The 24,348-nt window shown below is 41.3% G+C and carries 27 protein-coding genes and 1 pseudogene; 5 read left to right on the top strand and 23 right to left on the bottom strand.

The window, feature by feature from the left end; all coding sequences use genetic code 11:
- Positions 1-126: 126 nt before the first annotated feature.
- Positions 127-1,137 carry a hypothetical protein gene (locus tag BMW42_RS05915; protein ID WP_092766740.1) on the bottom strand — a complete coding sequence of 337 codons (1,011 nt, stop codon included), beginning with the start codon at positions 1,135-1,137 and terminating at the stop codon, positions 127-129.
- A 112-nt stretch (positions 1,138-1,249) separates the two neighbouring features.
- Positions 1,250-1,495, bottom strand: coding sequence for a SlyX family protein (locus BMW42_RS05910; protein ID WP_035266784.1), 246 nt, complete (start codon positions 1,493-1,495; stop codon positions 1,250-1,252).
- A 34-nt stretch (positions 1,496-1,529) separates the two neighbouring features.
- Here BMW42_RS05910 and BMW42_RS05905 point away from each other — a divergent pair, with 34 nt between their 5' ends.
- Positions 1,530-3,440, top strand: coding sequence for an ATP-binding cassette domain-containing protein (locus tag BMW42_RS05905; protein WP_092766739.1), 1,911 nt, complete (start codon positions 1,530-1,532; stop codon positions 3,438-3,440).
- A gap of 55 nt (positions 3,441-3,495) precedes the next feature.
- On the opposite strand, the gene BMW42_RS05900 is transcribed toward BMW42_RS05905, so the two are convergent.
- The 5 genes from BMW42_RS05900 to BMW42_RS05880 form a co-directional block, all read right to left on the bottom strand.
- Positions 3,496-4,065, bottom strand: coding sequence for a HupE/UreJ family protein (locus BMW42_RS05900; protein ID WP_092766738.1), 570 nt, complete (start codon positions 4,063-4,065; stop codon positions 3,496-3,498).
- Positions 4,066-4,082: 17 nt separating this feature from the next.
- The gene (gene ureG, locus BMW42_RS05895; RefSeq protein WP_092766737.1) at positions 4,083-4,697 is read right to left on the bottom strand and encodes an urease accessory protein UreG; all 615 of its coding nucleotides are present in this window, start codon (positions 4,695-4,697) and stop codon (positions 4,083-4,085) included.
- 22 nt (positions 4,698-4,719) lie between these two features.
- Entirely contained in the window at positions 4,720-5,385 is a 666-nt protein-coding gene (locus BMW42_RS05890; RefSeq protein ID WP_092766736.1) for an urease accessory protein UreF, read from the bottom strand.
- A complete protein-coding gene (gene ureE, locus BMW42_RS05885) occupies positions 5,372-5,857 on the bottom strand; it encodes an urease accessory protein UreE (RefSeq protein ID WP_092766735.1) in 486 nt (161 codons plus the stop codon). Before ureE ends, BMW42_RS05890 begins: the two co-directional genes overlap by 14 nt.
- 170 nt (positions 5,858-6,027) lie before the next feature.
- Positions 6,028-6,915 (bottom strand): DMT family transporter, encoded by an 888-nt coding sequence (locus BMW42_RS05880; RefSeq protein ID WP_092766734.1) that lies wholly within the window; start codon positions 6,913-6,915, stop codon positions 6,028-6,030.
- Positions 6,916-7,307: 392 nt separating this feature from the next.
- Between BMW42_RS05880 and BMW42_RS05875 the strand changes: the two genes are divergently transcribed.
- Positions 7,308-8,795, top strand: coding sequence for a PAS domain S-box protein (locus BMW42_RS05875; RefSeq protein WP_092766733.1), 1,488 nt, complete (start codon positions 7,308-7,310; stop codon positions 8,793-8,795).
- Positions 8,786-9,433, top strand: a complete 648-nt coding sequence (locus BMW42_RS05870; RefSeq protein ID WP_092766732.1) for a response regulator transcription factor — start codon at positions 8,786-8,788, stop codon at positions 9,431-9,433. Before BMW42_RS05875 ends, BMW42_RS05870 begins: the two co-directional genes overlap by 10 nt.
- Before the next feature lie 35 nt (positions 9,434-9,468).
- Here the strand turns inward: BMW42_RS05870 and BMW42_RS05865 are convergent, their stop codons facing one another.
- The 10 genes from BMW42_RS05865 to BMW42_RS05820 all read right to left on the bottom strand — a co-directional run bounded on the left by BMW42_RS05865 (position 9,469) and on the right by BMW42_RS05820 (position 17,825).
- On the bottom strand, positions 9,469-10,461 hold the full coding sequence (locus BMW42_RS05865) for a 2Fe-2S iron-sulfur cluster-binding protein (protein WP_213032606.1): 993 nt from the start codon (positions 10,459-10,461) through the stop codon (positions 9,469-9,471).
- 5 nt (positions 10,462-10,466) lie between these two features.
- Positions 10,467-10,799 carry a non-heme iron oxygenase ferredoxin subunit gene (locus BMW42_RS05860; RefSeq protein ID WP_092766730.1) on the bottom strand — a complete coding sequence of 111 codons (333 nt, stop codon included), beginning with the start codon at positions 10,797-10,799 and terminating at the stop codon, positions 10,467-10,469.
- On the bottom strand, positions 10,796-11,566 hold the full coding sequence (locus tag BMW42_RS05855) for an SDR family oxidoreductase (RefSeq protein WP_092766729.1): 771 nt from the start codon (positions 11,564-11,566) through the stop codon (positions 10,796-10,798). The genes BMW42_RS05860 and BMW42_RS05855 overlap by 4 nt, the downstream gene beginning before the upstream one ends.
- Entirely contained in the window at positions 11,563-12,087 is a 525-nt protein-coding gene (locus BMW42_RS05850) for a flavin reductase family protein (RefSeq protein ID WP_092766728.1), read from the bottom strand. The genes BMW42_RS05855 and BMW42_RS05850 overlap by 4 nt, the downstream gene beginning before the upstream one ends.
- Positions 12,074-13,345: a styrene monooxygenase/indole monooxygenase family protein gene (locus BMW42_RS05845; RefSeq protein WP_092766727.1), complete on the bottom strand. Its 1,272-nt coding sequence runs from the start codon at positions 13,343-13,345 to the stop codon at positions 12,074-12,076. The genes BMW42_RS05850 and BMW42_RS05845 overlap by 14 nt, the downstream gene beginning before the upstream one ends.
- A 34-nt stretch (positions 13,346-13,379) precedes the next feature.
- Positions 13,380-13,871 (bottom strand): nuclear transport factor 2 family protein, encoded by a 492-nt coding sequence (locus BMW42_RS05840; protein ID WP_092766726.1) that lies wholly within the window; start codon positions 13,869-13,871, stop codon positions 13,380-13,382.
- Positions 13,872-13,883: 12 nt separating this feature from the next.
- Positions 13,884-14,237 (bottom strand): hypothetical protein, encoded by a 354-nt coding sequence (locus BMW42_RS05835; protein ID WP_092766725.1) that lies wholly within the window; start codon positions 14,235-14,237, stop codon positions 13,884-13,886.
- Between the two features lie 11 nt (positions 14,238-14,248).
- Complete coding sequence (locus BMW42_RS05830; RefSeq protein ID WP_092766724.1) at positions 14,249-15,451, bottom strand: aromatic ring-hydroxylating oxygenase subunit alpha; 1,203 nt, start codon at positions 15,449-15,451, stop codon at positions 14,249-14,251.
- A gap of 109 nt (positions 15,452-15,560) precedes the next feature.
- A complete protein-coding gene (locus BMW42_RS05825; RefSeq protein ID WP_092766723.1) occupies positions 15,561-16,895 on the bottom strand; it encodes an acetamidase/formamidase family protein in 1,335 nt (444 codons plus the stop codon).
- Positions 16,896-16,940: 45 nt separating this feature from the next.
- Positions 16,941-17,825, bottom strand: a complete 885-nt coding sequence (locus BMW42_RS05820; protein ID WP_092766722.1) for a SphA family protein — start codon at positions 17,823-17,825, stop codon at positions 16,941-16,943.
- Positions 17,826-18,158: 333 nt separating this feature from the next.
- On the opposite strand from BMW42_RS05820, the gene BMW42_RS05815 reads away from it, so the two are divergent.
- Positions 18,159-18,632: a nucleotide triphosphate diphosphatase NUDT15 gene (locus BMW42_RS05815; protein ID WP_171260683.1), complete on the top strand. Its 474-nt coding sequence runs from the start codon at positions 18,159-18,161 to the stop codon at positions 18,630-18,632.
- 22 nt (positions 18,633-18,654) lie between these two features.
- Here BMW42_RS05815 and BMW42_RS05810 read toward each other — a convergent pair.
- The 5 genes and pseudogenes from BMW42_RS05810 to BMW42_RS05790 form a co-directional block, all read right to left on the bottom strand.
- Positions 18,655-19,190: pseudogene (locus tag BMW42_RS05810) on the bottom strand (GNAT family N-acetyltransferase).
- Positions 19,191-19,433: 243 nt separating this feature from the next.
- Positions 19,434-21,134: an urease subunit alpha gene (ureC, locus tag BMW42_RS05805; RefSeq protein ID WP_092766720.1), complete on the bottom strand. Its 1,701-nt coding sequence runs from the start codon at positions 21,132-21,134 to the stop codon at positions 19,434-19,436.
- Positions 21,135-21,146: 12 nt separating this feature from the next.
- Positions 21,147-21,455, bottom strand: a complete 309-nt coding sequence (locus tag BMW42_RS05800; RefSeq protein WP_092766719.1) for an urease subunit beta — start codon at positions 21,453-21,455, stop codon at positions 21,147-21,149.
- Positions 21,456-21,477: 22 nt separating this feature from the next.
- Positions 21,478-21,780, bottom strand: coding sequence for an urease subunit gamma (gene ureA / locus BMW42_RS05795; RefSeq protein ID WP_035270654.1), 303 nt, complete (start codon positions 21,778-21,780; stop codon positions 21,478-21,480).
- 96 nt (positions 21,781-21,876) lie between these two features.
- On the bottom strand, positions 21,877-22,752 hold the full coding sequence (locus BMW42_RS05790) for an urease accessory protein UreD (RefSeq protein WP_092766718.1): 876 nt from the start codon (positions 22,750-22,752) through the stop codon (positions 21,877-21,879).
- Positions 22,753-22,987: 235 nt separating this feature from the next.
- Here BMW42_RS05790 and BMW42_RS05785 point away from each other — a divergent pair, with 235 nt between their 5' ends.
- Positions 22,988-23,923 (top strand): LpxL/LpxP family acyltransferase, encoded by a 936-nt coding sequence (locus BMW42_RS05785; RefSeq protein WP_092766717.1) that lies wholly within the window; start codon positions 22,988-22,990, stop codon positions 23,921-23,923.
- A 22-nt stretch (positions 23,924-23,945) separates the two neighbouring features.
- Here the strand turns inward: BMW42_RS05785 and BMW42_RS05780 are convergent.
- The coding region (locus BMW42_RS05780) for a hypothetical protein (protein WP_171260682.1) at positions 23,946-24,348 on the bottom strand (403 nt) is incomplete at its 5' end.

Below are 24,348 nucleotides of genomic sequence, written 5' to 3'. Positions count from 1 at the left end.
CGATTTATAGCGGCATGAAACCAGTATTGAGACCTAAACCAAAGTAAGGCATGATGTGGTATAACCCACCTAAGCACAGTGCAACTGAAATAAAAAAAAGCGATAAAATCATCGCTTTTTTTTATTTCAGTTCAAAAACATCTCATGGCTATAAAGTACTTCATGACCGTTCCAATAAATATATCCTTTATCAATCATTTCCTTAAGCAATAACCGCACATCTGATTTTGGAAATAGTTGTTCTAATAAATCACGCAGTTCATAAATATCTTTAGGCTTTCCGGATTTTAAAGCATTCAATTTTTGGATGACTTCCAGCTGGACAGGATCTATTTTTTCAAAGTTTTTAAACAAATCACTCTGAATATGTTGAATGTCTTGTGACTCTTCAATTTCAGCTAAAATGTCTTTTGCTTCGATATGTAGCTTCGTCAATAACGCATCTACCTGACCAAGCTTGTGGTCTGCTACTACATCTTCATCAACATTCATATCCAATTGAGCCCACTGCTTTAATACCTTTTTACGAAAGGAAATTTGCTCACCTTCTTTTTTAATCACCTTTAAATTAATCAGCATGCCAATCAATTTAGCGCTGTGCTCGTCATTTATGCGCAACGTATTCTCGATCGAGTTTTTAAGCTTAGCTAAGGTGTTGGGCTTCCCTTCCATACGAACCACAACATCACAATACTGCTTTACTTTAAATAAATCATGATTTTGACGAATAGTTTCAACTGAAGGCACGTTGTATTTGAGTTTTGACACAGGTTGCTCTGGTTGTACCTGTATCAAATTACATTGAATGCCAGAAGCTCGCATCATGTCAGCCAACATGGTGCTACAGTCTCGTGCAGAAATCACATCAATCTCTGCGCCATGCTCAACCAATGCCAAGATTTGCCCCACAATCACAGCGTACTCAAATTCTTTTTCTTTTGCCTCAAGCATTTCTAAAATGACAATTTGACCACTACTAATCCAACTCGCAAATTCAGTCAAATCAGTGAGACTGTAATGAAAACTCCCTTTCGAATGAAATAGATAGGTCGTGGTGTAATGTTGCACAATCTCCCGAAATAACGTCGAAGTCGGCATGTTATTTTCAAGATCTATTAGGACAACTTTAGCGCTCATAGGATAAGATTCAGAATTCGGCAAGTGAAAAGACTATTACAACGACCTTCATATCAAAGGTCAAACTATTTACGCATACTTCTTGATAAATAATCAGTATTTATGTCACGTCTTAATAATGTGGCGGTTTATCCAAAATTGGATCAAATGGAGCAACACCATCGTCAGCATGAGTAGCTTCAACACGTTGATACAAAATTTGCATTTGTTTCTTTAAATCGCTGATTTCACGGCTTTGTAATGCAATTTGAATATTTAACTGATCAACTAATTCATCTAAAAATGCAATTCGGACTTGCAAATCTTCTATGGGTGCGGAAAATGACGCCTGCTCATTTAGATTTTTTTGATTCGACATTATAAGTCCTCATCAGGGGATTTCAGGAAACATTATGGCCTATATTACCTTAAGGGACGTCCAACTCGCATTTGGTGGACCGTACTTACTCGACGGCGCGAATTTTAGTTTAGAACGCGGCGAACGAGTGTGTTTGATTGGCCGTAATGGTGAGGGTAAGTCTACTTTACTTAAACTCATTGATGGAAGTTTATTGCCTGATGCTGGTGAAGTTTCCCTGCAAAATGGCATCACCATTTCTATGCTGGCTCAAGACGTGCCAATGGACTCGGGACGTGTTGCAGATATTGTGGCAGATGGCGCAGGTGAAGCAGCTTCTGTTCTTAGAGCTTATCACGAAGCAAGCGAAGCTTGTGTACTCGGCGATATGGAAGCTTGCGATCGCATGGGTAACTTGCAACATAAAATGGATCAATTAGATGGTTGGGCACTTGAAACTAAAGTGAATTCAATCCTCAGTAAAATGGGCCTTGATCCTGATGCTGATTTAGCTGATCTTTCAGGTGGTCGTAAACGTCGTGTGCTTCTTGCACGCGCACTACTCACCCAACCTGATGTTTTGTTACTCGACGAACCAACGAACCATTTAGATGTTGAAAGTATCGAGTGGTTAGAAAAATTCTTACTCGATCAAAATAATTTAACATTACTCTTCATTTCGCATGACCGTTCATTTGTAGACAGTATTGCTACACGTATTGTGGAACTGGATCGTGGCATCTTACGCAGTTATGAAGGGAACTATTCACGTTACCTCGAACTCAAAGCTGCACAGATGGAAGCTGAAGAAAAACAAAATGCGCTGTTCGATAAAAAGCTAGCAGAAGAAGAAGTTTGGATTCGTCAAGGCATTAAAGCACGTCGTACCCGTAACGAAGGTCGTGTACGTGCCTTAAAAGCATTACGTGAAGAATCTAAAGCCCGCCGTTCGCAGCAAGGCAAAGTGAGCATGGCTACCCAAGATGCTCAACGTTCAGGCAAAGTGGTCTTCGAAATTGAAAACCTCAGTGTGCAATTTGGCGACAACACTCCAATTATCAAAGATTTTAATGCACTGGTTCTGCGTGGAGATCGTATTGGTCTCGTGGGCGATAACGGTGTCGGTAAAACCACGCTAATCAAAGCAATTTTGGGTCAACAAGAACACTCAGGTACGGTCAAAACAGGGACACAACTCGAAGTGGCTTATTTTGACCAGCTTCGTAACGTGCTCGATCTTGAAAAATCGGTAAAAGACAACGTGGCCGAAGGGTCAGACTTTGTCGATATCAATGGCGGACGTCGTCATATCTATAGCTATTTACAAGACTTCTTGTTCTCACCTGAACGTTCTCGTACGCCTGTAAAAGCCCTTTCTGGTGGTGAACGTAACCGCATTTTATTGGCGAAATTACTGCTTAAACCATCGAACCTCATCGTGATGGATGAGCCAACCAATGACTTGGATATGGTCACGCTTGAACTACTTGAGGAGATGCTCAGCGATTACAAAGGAACATTGCTTCTTATTTCGCATGACCGTGCCTTCATGGACAATGTTGTGACTTCAACTTGGGTATTCGATGGCAAAGGCAATATCGATGAATATGTCGGTGGTTATCAAGACTACCTCATGCAACGTCCTGATCAAACTGTAGTCGATCAAAAATCTGCGGTGAAAAAAGCAGCCGCAAAGGCTGAAGCGGCAGCAGCCCCTGCACCCGCAGTTAAAAAAGTTAAACTAAGCTATAAAGATCAGCGTGCTTTAGAACAACTTCCTGCTGAAATGGAAGCTTTGGAAAAGGAACAAGCCGAGATTAATGCACTTTTAGCAGATGGTTCTTTATTTGTGTCAGATAGTGACAAAGCAACTCAACTTTCAATTCGACTTACTGAAATTGATGAGCTACTTTTAGAGAAATTAGAACGCTGGGAAGCGCTTGAAAGTCTTGCGAATGGTAGCTGATTACCCTAGTAAATAAAAAACTCCGCGCTTGCGGAGTTTTTTTTGTCAAGATTGATCACGCTAAACCAATTACTGCAACCAATGCTGCTAGCGCACCTACAATCTTTTTACCTTGTGGAACAAATTTCACCATCAATGCCCCTAAACCCAGTCCAAGAGCATAAATCATTGCCATGGCAGTAATCATGCCTAAAATCTGAATGCCAACATTTCCATTCATCGCTAATTCAGCTCCGTGTGCTGAACCATGAAAAACTGATAGAAACACTGCTGCAACTGGAAAAATTCTGTTCGATTTGGTCCATAAACTTACAGCTAAGATGAACAATGAACCTACAATTCCAATTTCTGCAACGCCATTCGGAATAATTCCATGCGCACCTAAACTGAATCCAGCAACGAGCGCTGTAAGCAAGCCCCATGCCCCAATCATCTTCCAAATTTTAGACATGCTCCACATCAAAACGCCGAAACTGAGTGCCATCATCAAATGATCCAATCCTGTAAACGGATGAATGAAGCCCGTCCAAAAATTAGCGTCATGGTGATGATGGCCTGGATGTGCCATTACAAGGCTCGGAACACTTGCCAGAATGAATAGACCGAATTTATTGCATTGTTTCATCCTTTAAGCCCTCTTGTTTAAGCTTTGAATAAACCTTGTTTTTCAATAAAACTGATAATCTCGTTTAAACCATCTTCAGTTTTCATGTTTGAAAACAAGAACGGTTTATCTCCTCGCATACGCTTGGCATCTTGATCCATCACCTGCAAATTCGCTCCAACCATTGGCGCCAGATCTGTTTTATTGATAATCAGTAAGTCAGACTTGGTAATGCCTGGACCGCCTTTACGTGGAATTTTTTCACCACCAGCAACATCAATCACATATAGCGTCAGATCAGACAGTTCAGGGCTAAACGTTGCTGCCAAATTATCACCGCCACTTTCAATGATAATTAACTCTAGACCATCAAACTTTTCGCATAAGTCATCAATCGCTGCCAAATTGATTGAAGCATCTTCACGAATAGCCGTATGCGGGCAACCGCCAGTTTCCACCCCCACAATACGATCGGGTGACATGGCTTCATGACGAGTTAAGAAGTTGGAATCTTCTTTGGTGTAAATATCATTGGTCACCACCGCCATATTGTATTTATGGCGTAAGGCACGACATAAATTCAGGGTAAGTGCTGTTTTACCTGAACCGACTGGTCCACCAATTCCAACACGTAAAGGAGAACGTTCTGACATGATTGATTCCTTATGATAATTTTTAAGATCTAAATAGACGCGAATACTGGGTTTCATGTGACATGCTGAGCATGGCGTACTGAGGAAGTGCGCTGCTGAGTTGCGTATCGTCTAAAAGCAATGCTTTTTCGATGGCCTGAGGGACGAGTCCATGTAAGTGCCACAAAATCCGTTGACCACTCATCTGACCGAGCGGCACAGTTTTGACTGCGCCAAGTACTTGGTTTTCTAAAACAGTAAACGTATACGCCGTTAAAACATCTTCGATATTCAGATCCAATCGCCCACATAACTGAGCATATACGGGTACAAATCCAAGTTGTTTTTTGACCGTAACGGGCATTTTCAATACATCTTTAATCCATGCGTTCAAGGAAAATGCCAACTGCTGCGATTCAGCCAATAACTCACGACTTTCACGACTGGCTCGATACAACTGCGCCCAATGATTAAACTGCTGTTCATTATCATGGGCCTGCATCAAACGCTTCAATACAGGTAGCTCAAAACGAACTAAAAGCATTTCCAGAACTTCTTCGAAGTACGCAATACTGGATTGCTCGTCATGAATCAAACCTTGATCGATCGCACTTTCAACGCCTTGCGAATAGCAATAAGCGCCTACAGGCAAAGCTGTAGAGGACAAAGTTAACAGTTTGAGTAAGTGAGCTGCATTAGTGATGCGCATGAGCATGAATCGCTTTGATTGGGCTGAGACGATGATCATGTCCATGCTGAGCATAAGCACCACTTTCTGGCTCAAATGGATGATCCACTTCAGTCACCATTAAACCCAATCCTTCGACCATTTCTGCTAAGACATGATCAGGTTCAAAATATAATGCATGAGGAGTGAGCATAAGAGGGACATGACGATTCCCTAAATGATAGGCTGCTTTCAAAAGCTCAAATTCAGATGAAGCTTGGACACACATTAGGCGTTCAGGCAATGCATCCACCCGCAGTAAGTCACCTGATTCAGTTGCTATAAATGATCCTCCGCGAAGAATACCTGTACGCGGTAAATCTGCACCAATATCGCCCCCTGAAACTAAAGTTGCACGAAAACGGCTCTTTTGTCGTGTATCAAAGTTGAGTTGCACAGTTTCGAAAGCTTGATCTTCTGTCACTGCTTCTATTCTTTGAGTATAGATTTTCATGCCTTTCCTATTGTCGCTTGAATACTTTGCTTTAATTTCAACTTGCGAAATGTCTTGTCAACATCAATCCATTTACGCATCAAAATTAAGCATTATTCATGCCAACATGAAATCTATTGGTGCATCCCCTTCTTTCTTATTAAATAATATTTGATGAGCTCTAAAAATATTTAAGCCCAGATCACCAAGATTGCTGCAATTACAACTAAGGCTAATCCCCAATGTTCGGCTTTCGCTAGCTTTTCTTTAAAGAAATAAGCGGAGATCAACAAACTAAATAAGATTTCAATTTGACCAAGTGTTTTCACCACTGGGACACTCATCATACTCATGGCAGTAAACCATCCGAGAGATGCCATAAAACTACATACACTGACTTTAAAGGTCAGTCCTAGACGTTGCCACATCGCCAGCAACGTTTGATGACTGAATAAACTGAGATACAAAAGCATACTCAAACATTGTAAGCCAATCACCGACAGTAATACCCATGCAGCGCGATGAATTGTTGGCAACATTGTTAGTTCAAGACTGGCCTCTCTGACCAATAGTGAAGTGATAGCAAAACACAAACCACTTCCGATGCCAATCATCAGTGTTTTGGGTGAAAATCCAGTAAAACCATGTCCCCGACTCAACAGAAACACAGCAAAACCACCCAGTAACACCCCAAACCATGCCAACCATGACAAATGATCAGAGAGAAAAGCAACGCCAATGATTGCAGCTAAGATCGCTTCACTTTTAGCCAGTCCCACGCCAATGGCATAGTTTTTTTGCTTAAACAACTGCACCATTAACGCAGTCGCTAAAATTTGGCTAATGCCTGCGATAAAAATATAAACCCAATATTTTGTCGTAAATTGAACAGTCGCTGTTACCGGTGAAAAGTGATAAAGGCTACTCAAATAAATCAATGCAAAAGGCAAGGCGAAGATAAAGCGTGCAAGGGTCACGCCCCATACATCGACAGTGGTACTCAGTTGTTTTTGAAAGGCATTGCGCCAAGCCTGCATAAAAGCAGCCATGAGGGTAAAGAGAATCCAACTGAACGCCATAAAAATATCACTTTAATGAGTAGGACTGACGGGTTTTATTCTATGCCTCATCCAGTGTAATGACTAATCAAAAAAGGATTGTATGTAGATAGCATAAAGTTTGATTTTATTCGTTAGATAAAAAGATGATATTTTTTGAGCTAACATTCCTCGTGTAACTGTCACCTAAATCAGTTGAAGTAACATGGTATCTAAATTGCATAACATTGAGATCACTGATAAATTTTTCACATGAATATTTTTATATGTTAAAAGTATGTAATTAGACCCTAAGTCTAATTGCAAGATGCTGCCCCTTAATGCAGTATTTACTTATAAAAAAAATGATTTATCAGTGACGATATTTCACCCTATACCCGATAGCCGGAAGCCATCTCAGGTAAGGACCTACAATGACCAGCTTACAATATTATCAAACTATTTTTGATAAAGCGGGCGATGCAATTTTTGTACATGATATTGGCAGTGTCCAATTTATGGATGCCAATGAAGCCGCTGTAGAACTTACTGGATATACTAAATCTGAATTGACACAAATGAACGTTGAAAAGATCAGTGCTTTTCAACATGGTTTTGATTTGCATCATGCACTCCGAAAAGTTCAACAGGCCGCCACTACAAAAGACGAAGCAATCACATTTGAATGGTTAATAGAGTCTCAAGACCAACGTCATATCCCAGTTGAAGTATGTCTTAAAAAAGTTGAGATTGAAAATAAACCAAAGCTTCTCGCTCTAGTACGTAACATCAGCGAAATCAAAAAGTATCAATATGCTCTACAGTCTAAAGATCAATATTTCAAAATGCTGCTTGAGCATTCTGGAGATGGAATTGCTATTCTCGACTTACAAGGCAAATTACTTTATGCCAGCCCATCATTACAAGGTATTCTTGGTTATCGGGATCGCTTTGTACTCAATAAGAATGTGTTAACTGCAATTCATCCTGATGATCGTATTAAAGTCAGACAGCTTCTATTTAAGAAAACAGAACAACGTGCAGTTGGTGTGATTCATTACAAAATCTTGCACCACAATGGAAAATGGCGACACCACGAGGCAACCTATCGTAACTTATTAGATCACCCAGATATTCAGGGAATATTGGTGAATTATCGTGATATCACTGAGCGTATTGAAGCTGAAGAAAAAGCACGTGCTCGTGAAAAGCAACTTGGTCATATGTCACGTTGCAAAACGATGGGCGAACTGGCTACAGCGCTCGCCCACGAATTAAATCAACCACTGGCTGCACTCAACAATTACGTTGGAGGTAGTATTATTCGCATTCAAAACGGTTTAGCCAACACACAAGAGACTCTTGATGCCCTCAATGCTGCTTTAAATCAAACACATCGCGTCAATGGCATTATTCACAGCATGAGAAGCTTTTTACGTAAAGGCGAAGCGAATTTCCAGATTCATTCTGTGAGTCATCTTATTCAAGAGTTACATCCTTTGATTAAGCTTAAAGCAGATCAAGGTGGATGTACCATCCATTATGAATTAAGTGTTTCGCCTATTTTTATATCAGCAGATGAAACGCTCTTTAGCCAAGTCATTATCAATCTCGTCTTCAATGCTGTCGATGCTCTACAAACTAACCCTGAGGGTGAAAGGGACATTTATATCCGCACTTGGCAACATAACCAACATGCTCGAATTGCAATTGCAGATAATGGGCCTGGACTCGAAGGGCAAAATCCAGAACAAATTTTTGAATCTTTCTATTCAAGTAAAAACAACAGCATGGGTATTGGCTTAACTCTGTCTCGAAGCATCATTGAAAACCATCATGGTTATTTATGGGTCTGTGAAGGTGAGTCCGGCGCTATTTTTAATATCTCTCTGGCAGCACAGGAGCGTACAAAATGTATTTAACCAATTCTCATGTTCCCGAGCCCATTGTGTATGTGATAGATGATGATCAAGACATTTGTAATTCACTCACATGGTTGCTCGATTCCGTGCAACTCGAAACAAAAACATTCAATAGTGCTACTGAATTCCTGAATTATCAGCGCCCGCAAACGCCTGCATGTTTGATTCTTGACATTCGTATGCGAGGAATGAGTGGCTTGCAATTACAACAACAATTGAACCAACAAAAAACCCGTATGCCGATCATTTTCATGACTGGTCACGGCGACATTCCAATGTCGGTCAATGCGATGAAAGCTGGGGCATTTGATTTTTTAGAAAAACCTTTTAATCCACAACATATGCTTAATCAAATCCAAGCCTGTCTGCAACTTGCTGAACAAGACTTTATTGAAGAAGAAAAACGTCAAGAACAGATGATTAAATTGAAATCTTTATCACCAAGAGAAAGTGAGATTATAAATTTATTGGTCGATGGACTTTCGAGTAAACATATCGCACAAATGTTGAATATCAGCCATAAAACAGTAGAAATTCACCGCACTCATATTCGTCAGAAATTAGGAACTGAATCTATCGCACAGATCGTCAATATGGTCTTGATGTGTCGTGATCGCTCAATACCGGCGATGGGTTAACCATCGCCTGAGCGGGAGAAAAATGATATCTTCGATTAAAAGAAACGATCAAAATGAATTTGTTGTTGTGGAATACCTGCTTGATGGGCCATTTGTTCAATAGATTTCACCATCGGTGGCGGACCTGCACAATAAATTTCATGCTCAAGCAACTGTTCGCCTAATACATCTTGAATCACTTCATGAATAAACCCCGAACGGATACCTTCAATGAGTTCAGAGGAGGTTGCAGGTACATAATTGAGGCGTTCCCCTAACTCTGTCCAGTCACGTAATTGATTTTCAGTAAACAAATCACGTTGCTCACGACCACCATGGAAAAACCAGACTTTTTGATGTTGCAAATGTGGGTTAACTGCAACGCCACGAGCAATCGCTAACATGGGAGCAAGTCCAGAACCACCAGCCACACAGACAATAGGGCGAGGCTTCTCTTGTAAATGCGCTAACCCATATGGACCATCAATTTGAATATCAGCCTTTTCACGTAACTGTTCATCAAATAACAAATTGGTCATTTTACCATCAGGAACACGTCGAATTTGGAAGACCCATAAACCGTCGTCATTCGGCAGATTGGACATCGAATAGGCACGAAGTAACTCTTGATTCACCCAAATTAAAGCGTATTGTCCAGGAATAAATTGTGCTGGCTCATCTGATTGAAAATGTACTTCCAAAATATCATGTGTCACCAAATGAGCATGCTTCAATGTTACTTTTTTTTGTTTTGGAATAATTTTAGGAACACATTGTTCGTCTAAACGAAGCTTAATCACGCAATCCGATTTGGGGCGACACTGACACGCCAGTAACCGACCTTTACGTTTATCACGATCGCTTAATCCAGGTGCATCTGCCCATAAATTTTCTACTTCACCTGACAGGACTTCGATTTTACACGTCCCGCAACCACCCGCATTACATTCGTAAGGAATGCCTAGTCCTTCACGTAAGCCACCGCGTAGCAATACATCATTAGCTGAACAATAAAATTCGGCTTGACCGTCTATTTGGATTTTATACATCGGCATCACTCCACCAAATAAACATTATTGTCACGTACAATCGATTGATAGGTTTTCAGTGGAATCGTACAAGGTGCACCACATGGTTCACCGGTTTTGATATTAAATGCACCCGCATGAAATGGGCACTCCACTTCACAGCCATCAATCTCACCATCTGCCAATGATGCATCACCATGTGTACACGTATCATCGGTGACATAGAACTCGCCATCTTCTAAGTGAAACACTGCCAATGGAGGATAACCGTCAATAATGATTTGTAGTCCCTCACCCTGTTCCACATCAGAGGTTGAACACAAAAATTTCTCAGCAACATTGGTCATTTTAATGTTCATTGAGTTAACTCCTCTATCGGTGAATCTGTGGCTTCAGGACCTAGAATGTGATAACCACCATCGGCATGAATCACACTGCCTGTAAGTAATTTTGCTTTCGGGCTACACAATAAACTTAATGCTTGTGCGACTTCCTCTGCATCCGCAATACGTCCTAACACATGGAAACGTCCTGCCACTCGATCAGTTTTGGCGCGGTCTCCGCCGGAAATCATTTGCATTGGGACGGACCAAGTCCAACCTAATGAGAGTGCATGTACACGAATACCATCTTGTGCTAGATCCAGTGCCATGCTTTGTGTGAGTTGCTCTAAAGTTGCTTTAGATGCTGGATAGACCCAGCGTTCTTTTTGTGCAATACGTGCACTGACACTGCTGATATTAATTACGGCACCATCAGTACTTTTTTTCAAAAGTGGTCGACATGCTTGTACTAACGCTGCGTGACCAAATACCGTGACATTGAACGTGTTTTGCCAATCTTGACGTGTAGATTCAGATCCATGATCTTCATACAAACACGCTAGGTTAACCAAGACGTCTAACTGAGTGAGTTTTCCACTTAATGTGCGAATACTGTCATCATTAGCGAGATCTAGAAATTCGTACTGAGCTTGGGTTGATTGTGCAACTTGCTGTCCTTGAGTTTGATTAATATCAGCAACAATGACCTGTGCACCTAAGCCTTTCAACTCTTGGACTACGGCTTGACCAATATGTGTCGCACCACCTGTCACCAAGACGACTTTTCCATCTAAGTCTGTCATGAAACCTCCTTGTACTCAGGCCATTCATTAAATTGTCCCTTGCAAAACAGCAGAGGTCGTTGATTACTGTGGCGACATTGCTCAATTTTACCGAGGAAGATTTGATGATCACCCGCTTCAATTTGTTGAGCTCTTTTGCAAATAAATTGCACGACACATCCTTCTAAAACAGGTGCTTTCGAACCTTGAATTTTCCACGTACCATACTGAAATTTGTCCGCAATCGGCTTAGCGAAGTTTAAGCCTACTTCCTGCTGATGTGCACCTAAAATATTAATGGCGAAGTATTCAGCATTTTCAAAAATAGATCGGCTTGGAGAATGATTGACTAAACTCCATAACACCAATGCAGGATCTAAAGACACTGAACTAAAGGAATTAATCGTCAACCCTACAGGTTGTTGATCTTGGTCTAGGCAAGTGACGATCGCCACTCCTGTCGCAAAGCCACCAAATGCCTGACGGAGCGATTTCGCTTCCGCCAGATCAACATCCTGCCAAAGTAATTCAGGCAGCTGCATGTTGAAACTCCTTTCGTGACAAGTATTCTTTTGCCCCAGCTTCACCATCTACCGCTGGCCAGAAACCACATGGATTGTTGAAATGCCCCATAAAGTCATCCGCAATCGCTTGGTTTTGTGATGCTGCACCTAACACTTGGAATAAGCTCTCGCTTGGTGGATTTAATAGCAAGTTAGTGAATTCTGTAGTATATCGACCTGATTTCTCCCAGAATTGTTCAAAGACTTCCGACATCCAATCTGCGCTAAACGCTTGATCACCACGCGCTAAAATTGCCTCAAGATAGTGTTCTACCATTCGAGTTGCATTGTTCGCACCTTGACCAGCGATTGGATCATTGACAATCACAGTATCTCCAATGCCCCAGATTTTCGCGCCGTTGTCTAAGGTTGCAACAGGGTCACGGACTTCTGGACGGAATGCACCTTTCAACCATGCATTTGGATCGCTTAATTCCATATTGTCGACCATACGAAAACTTTGGTCAGGCGTAACTTTGGCAACTGCTTCTTTCATGCGTTGGACCATTTCTTCGCCATTGGTGACATCATCGAAGATATCCATGGGTCCATTCGGCACACACTCAAAAAGGAAGCTACGACATGGGCCATGTGTGTGGCTGTAGAATGGCATACTGAAGTATTCACCTGCACCTGCCACGAAGTTGAAATGTAAGGTCTGTGAGGGTTGACCTTGCCAACTATTTGGACCACACAAATCATCACCTACGACGAGTGCAGCAGCCAATTTACGTGGCGGTGTTTGATGCACTGAACGTGTTTCATTGCGTTTGAATAGGCTCGTGATATTGCCCTTACCTGCCGCCAAAATCGTCAGATCATTTTCAGCAGTGATTACTTCCAAATCTTCTGGACTGACATTTTGAATGATGAGCTTGCCACCACGGCGTGGATATTCTTCTAACCAACGGTGATATTTGGTTCGTTGGTCCATGGCAATACCGTCATTATCATGTAAAAAACCAGTCACAGGTAACATGATATCGCCGTTTGGTGCACGAAAATCGACATGCAATGCTTGACCACGATGCGCTTTCCCATCCCAGAAATTCAAACCAAGTTTGCGTTCAAACTCTAATGTATTGGCGAAGAACATCGTGGTACTGACCATACGACCGTGTAACAATTCATCCGCAGGGCGATCTACATATAAAGTGACATCATATTTATTTTCGAGTAGCGAGAACGCGAGTAATAAGCCTGCTTGTCCACCACCGATAATTGCAATTTTTCTCATCTTAAATTCCCCTTAGGCCGTATTGATTCAGTGCCTATTTAACTGTGTTCGGATAGGGTTGATTGAAGGTCAAATTCAATTCGACGCGTTCAAATTTCCATTCACCCTGCTCATTCCGACTTACTTCTGTTTTATAAAATCCACCTAAGCAACAGGTCGTTGCAGGTTTAACTTGATCTGTTGCGGCTGTTGTTGATTCCTCGGCTAAATTACAGACTTCCCATAACATCCAAGTTGCCTTTGCATGGTCTTGATCTAGGAGCTGTATATCGGGCATGGCCATAATATGTAAGCTCCATAACACTTGAGCCTCTGCAATATTGGACAATGCCTCTAAAATATTTTGACGTCCTTGATACTCCCCAAAACCCTTAGCACACCAAACGGCATTTTGGTGAAATACATGCTGTAAAATGGCTGGATTGTTGCGCTGATCAGCCGCTGTTGCATAGCGACCGATCAGGCCACGAATCGCCTCGCAGGCCTCCAGATAATGCAAACGCTGTTCTAGATTGTGCTGGCTCATCCTGTATTCCTCTTAAACGTTGACCATGTCACCAGTTTCATAAATGAAACGGTTCTCCGCAAATGCATACGGTACGCCAACTGAACCCTTATAAAGCTCGATGTGTGGTGCAACTTCAGCAAAGCTGAGACTTAACCAATACAACTTATGAAGCTCTTCAGGTAAGGTCCCTAGGACATATTGATCGAGTGCGGCAAGTAGCTTGCGCATTTCGGGCAAAATAGCATCGTAAAATGCTTGCAATTCTTCTTTGGTTGAGTTCAAACGCGCTTCATGGCGTTGCTTACCCGTTCCTAAAGCCCATTTCGCAACAAAAGGTTCTAAGCTTGCAAAGTCAGCTGGCAATTGTGAAATGATGTTTGACATGTGCATTCTCCTTATGCGCGATTCAGGTATTGTTCAAGAACGTGGTAACCGTGACGAATCAGGATTTCTTCGTCTTGTAGATGCATCACTTTTTTCGCTCGAGACTCAAGTGCTTCTTGGGTATCTTCCATGGTGGCAGTATCTTCTAACCACGCATTACGTTGTAATACTTGTGCAAACTCTTGCGCCCAACGCTCTGAATAGGTTTTCGCTTTAGGCAGGTAATAGCGACCCTCCCAACGGGTTTGGTTATGGCCGACCGGCCAGAACTGATGGGTGAACCATACTCCTTCAGTCACATGCACCAAGATATTCGGGAAAATGACAGATAATTCAAACGAGAAGTCATCACGATCATTTGGATTGACTGATTTAGGTAGCTGAACACGTTCATAGTGATTCACCAATGATGCGCCAGTGATCTCACCTGACAATGCAGCCGCTGGTTTTGGATTGGCGTTTTTGGTTAAGCACACAGCGCAAGTACGATGATCACCAAACAATTGCACTTCTTGTAAACCTGATGCGAATACATTCGGGAAAGAGCCTGCATGAATGGTCGCCACGTGATACGCTTCAGCAAATGCGTCATGAGCGACTTTCCAGTTACAGTTCAGAACTGTGTTATAGGCAAAGCATTCTTCCATTTCATGGAATGGATAACCGCCTAAATGCTGTCCCATACCGCCTAAGAATTCTTCTACCGATTGAGTGCCGTCATTATCCAAATTGATGAAGATAAAACCTTCCCACACTTCGGTGCGTATTGGTGCTAAACCGTTATGACCTTTGTCAAAGCAAGATGTGAATTTTTCTTCTTCAGGTACGCTGACCAAATCACCTTTAGCATCGTAAACCCAACCGTGGAAACGACACGTCACGACTGCGGCTTTGTTTGAACCAAAGGTTTCATTGCCGGTTTCCACCACAACTTTGTTACCACGGTGTGAACAAATATTGTGGAATCCACGGATTTCACCATCTTTACCATGCATTAAAATGACTGAGGTTTTAGCAAAATCTAAGCGTTTAACTTTATAGTCGCCTTGCTTTGGTATTTCTTCTACACGCCCCACTTTCAACCAAACTTTTGAGAAAACTTTTTCAATTTCTTCCTGATAGATCTCTGGCGAAATACATGGTTCGGTTGGAATAGGCTCAATACCAAGTTCTGGATATAAATCGCCCCAACGGAGTTTTGCATTACTGTTCATATGACATTCCTGTTCAAGTTCTCGTTTCTAAGTTTTAAGTTCAGTAAATTTCATGCTTTTTTCGAACAGCGTTTGAATCACCCGAATCAACCGCCGTTCACGTGATGAATTAAAGTTGGTAATGTTCGCGAACTAAGTTTGCGATCCCCAATTTTTCTAAAATTGGCATTGGGCATAAGAAGGTTGCACGTACCATTCCTGGTAAACGGCTGATTTCGATAGAGCCTGTAATTGTGCAACGGTTCATAACCTCATCCACACTTAAACCTGTGACTTTTGCCGCTCGATTTAAAGCATTGTCCGTTGCATCATTGAGGTTCTTACCTGTTCCCATAAATGTGATTGGACCACTTTCCTCAATTTCAGTTTGTCCCCAACGCGCACCTAAAGCTTTCACTTTTTCACGCTCTTCCTTGGTAAATGGACGTGCCATTGGTGGTAAGTCATCTGGTGCTTGAAGTAAAATTGGACCATCAATAGTTAAGCCTTTAATCACTTCCACTTGTAATTCTGTTTCGCCTGAAACGTCCGTGGCATGCCCTGCAATTTCACCATTGCCTTGTTGCGCATGCATATCTCCCATGTAGACACCTGCACCTGGTACTTTCACAGGGCAAATCAAAATACAGCCTGGACGAATCGAATTGGTATCCATGTGACCGTCAGTTTTGGCTGCGATAAGCTCTTCTTCAGTCATCCCGAATTTATGCGGTGCATTAATCAAGTACTGACCGAAGTCGTGACAGTTATGAGAGTCTGGTAAATCACGTGAAGGTGTCGTACCAATATTTCCGAGGAATGGACGCATGTGTGCAGCAACACCCGGCATGTCAGCACGCGCTAGTGATAGAATAGAATGCTGTGCAGCATGTTCAGGTAATGCAGAAAGCTCATTGGCATTACCAGCTAACTTGTTGGCAATCTCTTGATTGACCGTCAAACTCACTTTATTTTCTTCGTCCAACACGATCACATAACCATGTGAAAAGCGAAAAGCACTGACTTCTGCCCCACAGTTTTTACAGTGAATCGCATCTTCACCAATTCCTTCTACATAACTTGCTGGTTGCTCTGTACCACATGCTTCACAGTATTTCGCAACAAACGGATCGCCTTTATAACGCCCTTCAACAAATTGCATCACACCCGATGAGGTTGCTGTAGAAGTGACATGCATATCCTTAATCTTTAAAGCGACAGCATCACCTACCTCTGCACCTTCAATAAAGACAGGGAGTGTCACTTCATGACCACCTTGGAATGCAGGTGTAATCATTGGCCCCCAACAGCCAGGCGGTGTGCCTGTTTTTAAAGTTCCACCATTTTTTAAAGGTCCCAGCATACGTTGGCTTGGTCCCACAATACCGCCTGAAAACTCATTCACCACTAAATAATCGACAGCTCCAGCACTGCCTGCTGCATATTCTTGATTCTCAATTTTCATGGCCTTACCTCTATATGCTTGCTCTAATGTTTAGATAACAATGTTTTAAAATGGGATGGTGATATCTATTGCGAACTTCTGACCTTCTGGTCGGTTTTCAACATCAAATTCTTTTTGATATTTCGCTGCGATTGCATACCCTTTAGGAAATTGATAGCGAACTTGCGGACCCATGCTGGCTGCTTTAGCTTTAAAATCACCTAAAACAGCACCTTCACCTGAGTCACCCTCAAGCTGACGATGTACGTAACCACCAACACCAACCGCCAAAGGTCCCATGTGTTTCGCGACTAAGTAATCGACATGCAAAGCATTACCCGACTCGTATTTGGTATCCTTATTCTCGAAATTGATGTCGTACATCCACTTTGTACTGACTTCGATACCTTGTTTATTTAAGTATGTGGTCGAGATAATTGGTTGAATGGTGTAATAGTTACGTCCAATATTCGCGAGTCTATTTTTTTTGTAAGAGCCAACTGGAATATAAAAGTCGACACCTGTCGCCACATGCCAATCCCCTTTATGCCAACCCAATAAGAATGGATCGATAATGAGATCACCCATTGACATGTGATCATCTTGACGACCACCTAATGTAAGATCTGCATGGGCATATACAAGGAATGCATGCATGCCCCATGTCGCGCCTAAAAATGTTTTGTCACTGACATAGACACCACGAGCAACTGTGGCAAAAGTATCAATTTTAAAATCATCAAATACTGGATGATCATTTTTAAATTTATCTGCGTTGTAGTATTGGTTATAACTGACGAGATACATCCCAGGTGGCGGCATTGCGCCACCAAAAAAACTCTCTGTCCCATCTGGATAAGCACTTCCGCCATTTTCAGCGGCAAGCGCTAAACTTGCGCTACTGAAAAGACATGTGGTCAATGCCACATAAGTTAGATATTTCCTTACCATTTACCGCATCCCCCTCGTTGCTAAATTCCTTGCTGGCGATGTTCTAAATCGTCTAGCGCATGTCTTAATCTAGTCTTGAAAGGAGGCAGGGAAATATAAGGATGAATCTATGTTGAATTAAGGGATTATCTTGTAGAAATATTGATTTATTCTCACTGGTATAGAGGTTTTAGAGAAATAAAATAGGTTTTCTTCACTATAGTGATAGGTAAAATCCCCTATAAATGTGAATGATTTTTTATTTAAATTACATGTTTTGAAACATTTGAAAGTTAGCGTTGTCATATCGCTGTTGTACTTTGTAGAACACAGAGCAGCTAGATGTGCACAATCATGAATATTAAAAGCAACTCCATCATCGGCGTGGGCATCATGTTGATTGATCAACGTCAAAAAGTTCTATTGGGTTATAGAAACAAAAATGATGAACCTGCCTCATGGTGTTTCCCGGGTGGAAAAATGGATGCCCATGAATCAATTGAAGATGCTGCAGTACGCGAATTGTTAGAGGAAACTGCTTTAGATCTGAGTCAATATATTGAGTCTATTCAACCCTTAAATACGATCATTGATCAAAATGCTGAGGCGGTGAAGATTACGTTCGGAACGATTTATCAACTTTCAGATGAACGTTTAAAAACTCAAATTTGCGTGACAGAACCTGAAATTTTTGAGCGTTGGGAATGGTTTAGTTTTGATGAGCTTCCACAACCACTTTTTCCTGAAACTGAAGTCATGATTAGACATTGGCTCAAACAATTTCAAGATAAAAAATGGTCTGTATATTCCTTGTCTAAGAAAGATTAGTTTTAATAAATTAATTTCAAAATTATTTTATAAAGGTATCTTTATTTATTTCATATAAAATATGATTTTCAAGAATATGCCCTGTAGGTAATTCTGGATGCTTGAATTGCTTAACTTCGGTCATACCTAGCCTTTTCATAACTGCTTCTGAAGGCTTATTTGTCAAAGCTGTAAATGCAACTACTTTATTTAAATTAAGCTCTTCAAAAGCATATATCAATGCAGCTCTTGCACCTTCTGTTGCGTACCCCATTCCCCAATATCTTTTTAATAACCGCCATCCAATTTCAACACATGGAGAAAATTCGAATAACACTGGTTGATTGTGCAATCCAATAAAACCAATAAACTCACTAGTATCTTTCAACTCTACAGCCCAAAAGCCCCACCCGTTTCGTTCAATTAACTCATAAATTTTTTCCGCCATCTCAATACTCTGTTGTGGGTCAAAACTTCATGAAAATATTTCATAACATCTGGATCTAAACCCATTTTTATAAAAGATGAGTAATCTGCTTCCTGCCATTGTCTTAATATTAGTCTCTCAGTTTCAATCATTAGAGTACCTCTATGAATCTATTAAATTTAATATTTTTTGTGCTTGGAAAACTTCTAATATCGATTAAATTTAAAATTTATATATTTTAATTCAGTGTTTAATTTCTTTTAGCAAACGCGTTTATTCCGCTGAAATTTTTATGTATTTAAAATAAATCGATGAATTCTATCTAATGATAAAGTCTTATTAATTACATAAGACTTTATCACCTATCACAGTAATTATCTTTTCTAGAGACAACTTTAAAACAAGAAATACCGCTGTGCCATCGGCAATACTTCCGCAGGCTCACAGGTTAGCAATTTCCCATCGGCTCGCACTTCATAAATTTCAGGATCAACCTCCATCACAGGACAATAGGTATTTAGTTTCATATCTTTCTTCTGAATATCGCGTGTACCTTTACATGGACTGATCAACTTTTTCAGACCCAATTTTTCATGTACACCTGCCTCAATGGCGACTTGGGATAAAAAGGTGATACAGGTGTTATGCACACCGCGCGCATTTGCCCCAAACATCGGACGATAATGCACAGGCTGTGGCGTTGGAATCGAAGCGTTAATATCGCCCATTGGCGCTGCTGCAATCATGCCACCTTTAATAATCATCGACGGTTTTACCCCAAAAAATGCCGGTTTCCACAACACTAAATCGGCAAGTTTACCCACTTCCACCGAACCGATTTCATGGCTTAAACCATGCGTAATGGCAGGGTTAATCGTATATTTGGCGATATAACGTTTGACCCGATTATTATCATGCGTAGCATTATCACCTTCTAAAGGACCACGTTGCACTTTCATTTTATGTGCGGTTTGCCATGTGCGAATCACCACTTCACCAACTCGCCCCATCGCTTGCGAGTCTGATGACATCATGGCAATGGCACCTAAGTCCTGCAAAATATCTTCTGCAGCAATGGTTTCACGGCGAATACGACTTTCCGCAAATGCCACATCTTCAGAAATCGCAGGGTCTAAATGGTGACAAACCATCAGCATATCCAAATGCTCATCAATGGTGTTGATGGTATACGGACGAGTTGGATTGGTCGAAGATGGCAACACATTAGGCTGACCAATGGCTTTTAAAATATCAGGAGCATGTCCACCGCCTGCGCCTTCGGTATGGTAGGTGTGAATGGTACGATTTTTAAATGCAGCCAAGGTTTCTTCCAAGAAACCGCTTTCATTTAACGTGTCAGTATGAATGGCCACCTGCACATCAAATTCATCGGCAACACTCAGGCAATTATCAATCGCTGCAGGGGTTGAACCCCAATCTTCATGTAGCTTTAAACCCACTACCCCTGCACGAATTTGCTCACGAATTGGGTCGGGCTGACTTAAATTACCTTTACCCAATAAACCAATATTCATCGGTAAATCATCTATAGCTTGAAGCATTGTTCCAATATGCCAAGGCCCCGGTGTCACGGTAGTTGCCGATGTTCCTGCTGCAGGACCTGTACCACCACCAATCATGGTGGTTACACCAGACATGAGTGCTGTTTCCACTTGTTGCGGGCAAATCCAATGAATGTGGGTATCAACACCACCCGCGGTGAGAATCTGCCCTTCACCCGCAATCACTTCCGTTGCCGCACCCAGTGGAATAGTAATATCAGGTTGAATATCAGGATTACCGGCTTTACCTATCTTCCAAATACGTCCGTTCTTTAAACCTACATCGGCTTTGACAATACCCCACCAATCCACAATCAGCGCATTTGTAATCACGGTATCGGCAACGTCTTCAGCCAACAGTTGTGATTGTCCCATGCCATCACGAATCACTTTACCACCGCCAAACTTCACTTCCTCACCATAGGTAGTGAGGTCTTGCTCAACTTCAATAAACAGCTCAGTATCCGCGAGACGAACTCGATCACCTACCGTTGGACCAAACATTTCCGCATAAGCACGGCGTGACATTTTCATTATTATTTTCCCTTAATCCAACTTACCCATAACACGACCCGCAAAGCCATACACCTCACGCTTACCTGCGAGTGCAACAAGTTTAATATCTCGACTCTGTCCTGGCTCAAAACGCACCGCTGTACCTGCCGCAATATTCAGTCGATATCCTCGTGCTAACTCACGATCAAACTGCAACGCATCATTCGCTTCAGCAAAGTGATAATGTGACCCAACCTGAATCGGTCGATCCCCTGCATTTGCTACCGTCATTTTGAGCGTTGCCCGTCCGACATTCATTTCAATGTCTGTATCGGACGTAATGATTTCACCTGGAATCATATTTAATTTTTCCTCTCAGACATCACACAATCGGTTGATGTACAGTGACCAGTTTTGAACCATCAGGAAATGTCGCTTCCACTTGGACCTCTGCGATCATTTCAGCCACGCCTTCCATTACTTCATCCCGTTTTAGCAATGTTGTTCCAAAATGCATGAGGTCACTCACACTCATTCCATCACGTGCACCTTCTAATAGTGCGGCAGAAATATAAGCCACTGCTTCTGGATAATTCAGCTTTAAACCACGGGCCTTGCGTCTTTCCGCTACAAGCCCCGCAGTAAAAATCAGCATTTTGTCTTTTTCTGTAGGTGTTAGTTCCATAATGCTTTCCTCACTATCTTTAAATATTGATGCAAGATGTTTGCTCAAATGTTTGTGTTAAAACAACTTAACTATGTTGCTATGACAAGAATAAATTTATGTGCGCCAAATTCTTGGGAACTCTTCATCAAGATCAAACCAATAACGACGAAGCTTTGCACGAATTGCAGCAAATGCATCATGACACTCACGTACATCATTTCCGAGATAACGTGCGATCACGACGTAACCGAGTAACGTCAATGTGACGTTAATATTCATACGCATGATTAATTCACGAATTTGATCAATATGTTGATCAAGATAGAAATTTGACCGGTATTGTTCTGGAGGCACTGCCCAAAAACTGGCCATCACTGCATGACCGTTCATCCCTAAACAAGACTTTAACCAACGATCATTGCCTTTAAAATTTAAACAGTCTGCAACCAATATTTTCTGATTTTGATAAAGCTGAAATTTATTTTGATAAGCACCCTGTGAGAAGGTTTCATGTCGTGCTTGCCGTCCAATCACCAACATATCCCAACCGATAAAACTGGCAGCAGCGTCCAAATGTACGATCGTTTCTGAATTTGCATTCGCACCATTAAAGAGCATCGTCTCTTGAGGAAGCCACTCGAAAATCGCCTCATCTTGGACATGTATATGAATATGTTGAAATGCTTGTTTAAGATTGGTTTTGTACCATTTCCCTGCGCCAGGTGTGGTGACCAAAGCATGCGAATCCTGATCTATTTTCATTTCAAAGGTGAGATGATCTCCACCAGCAATTCCAGCAGGTGGATGAACAATAATGGCATGACATACTCCTGTTTTTTCAGGCCACAGCATCTTTTGCACGCGAACAGGTCCAAAGTGCTTACGATGCGCCAAAATTGTGCGATTTGAATCTTTGGTAAAACCTAACTCTAATTTAGCAAACCAATACTGTGCATTTTTGACTGGCTCATTGAACAATACTTGATTCATTCACGGTCATCTTCGTATTCATATCATTTTCAGTAAATGTTCTGCAAAAATTGCACCAAGTTTGCTCAAGCTAATTTTGGTTAAAGGTTTTTAGGCACTTAATGTTGTTATTGATGAGTAATTCATGTGAAAAATCTAAGAACGTTTTTCTAAAGAATCCGATTGTTGCCTTCGCCGAAAAAAAACAGTTCGTGCTAATATAGTGAATTACCTTAAATTGTTATCAAGTTTAAATATGAGTAAGCAGAAAAACTACCAACCGGGAGAGTTCCAGTGGTCTTTCTTAATGCCAAAATATTGGGGCATTTGGATTGGTATTATATTTCTGATGCTCCTTGCGATATTACCTTGGGCAATTCAGCATCGTTTAGCTTATCTGATGGGAAATGTAGCTTTCAAATACTTGCGTTCACGTCGTGAAACAACTTTAAGAAATTTAGAAGTCTGCTTTCCTGAATGGATGCCCGAACTTCGTTATGAAAATGCTCGCCAAGTCTTTATTGATCAAATGGTCGGTGTTTTTGAAACACTGAATGCTTGGTATTGTCCCAAATGGTTTAAAGATCGTGTAACGATTGAAGGTTTAGAACATATTCAACAAGCGCAAGCTGAAGGGCGTGGGGCTTTACTACTTGGTACACACTCTACCCTACTCGATGCAGGTGGATATGTCTGTGCCCAGTATTTTGATCCAGATGTCGTATATCGTCCGCAAAATAATCCATTGCTAGATATGCTGATTTACCGTTGTCGTGCCACGATTTATACCAATCAAATCGACCATGATGATATGCGGGGATTAATCCGTCATTTAAAAGAAGGACGACCTATTTGGTATAGTCCCGACCAAGATTTTGGTCTTAAACAAGGCGTTATGGCACCCTTTTTTGGTGTACCCGCAGCCACTGTAACTGCACATCGCCGTATATTAAAAATGACCAAAGCTGCCGCGATTCCACTTTACTTCTACCGTAAAGATGATATTACAAATCCGAAATATCATATTTTGATTGAACCTGCGTTAGACAATATGCCAAGTGAAGATGAAATTGCAGACGCGACACGAACAAATTTGATTATTGAAAATCAACTTCGTTTAGCACCAACCCAATATATGTGGTTCCACCGTAGATTTAAAACACGTCCGGAAGGTTTTGAAAAAATTTATTAAAAAAAGCGGCTGAGCCGCTTTTTTATTGTGTTTCTAATACATCTGAATTTTTATCAGTATCAGGCTTTTTCGCCTCTACCATCTTATAGCGGTTGATACGACCTAACTCATCTTTTAAAGTCATATGCTGCATGTCCAAGACATTTAATATCAGCTTTTCTGAAGTTTTATTTTGATTCTGATCTGTCCAATTTACATTGAACTCCGTACCTAAACGAGTCCATTGATTTGCATGAATTTCCCCTACAGCAACAGGAGTTATAAATTTTGGTACTTTTCCGTTGAGATCAATTTGAATCTCTTTTAAATCCACCCTTGGACATTGCTCAGCAAAACATTGATAGGCTGCTGGTTCAGGCGTTACTTTTTGAGCAAAAGACTGTGCTTTAGCTTCTTTAGCTTCTTTAGCTTCTTTAGCTTCTTTA

Origin of the sequence: Acinetobacter sp. DSM 11652 (assembly GCF_900109815.1) — a bacterium.
Taxonomy (GTDB): Bacteria; Pseudomonadota; Gammaproteobacteria; order Pseudomonadales; family Moraxellaceae; genus Acinetobacter.
The sequence above is the reverse complement of the archived record's forward strand: the minus strand, read 5'-3'. Positions and strand labels throughout refer to the sequence as shown.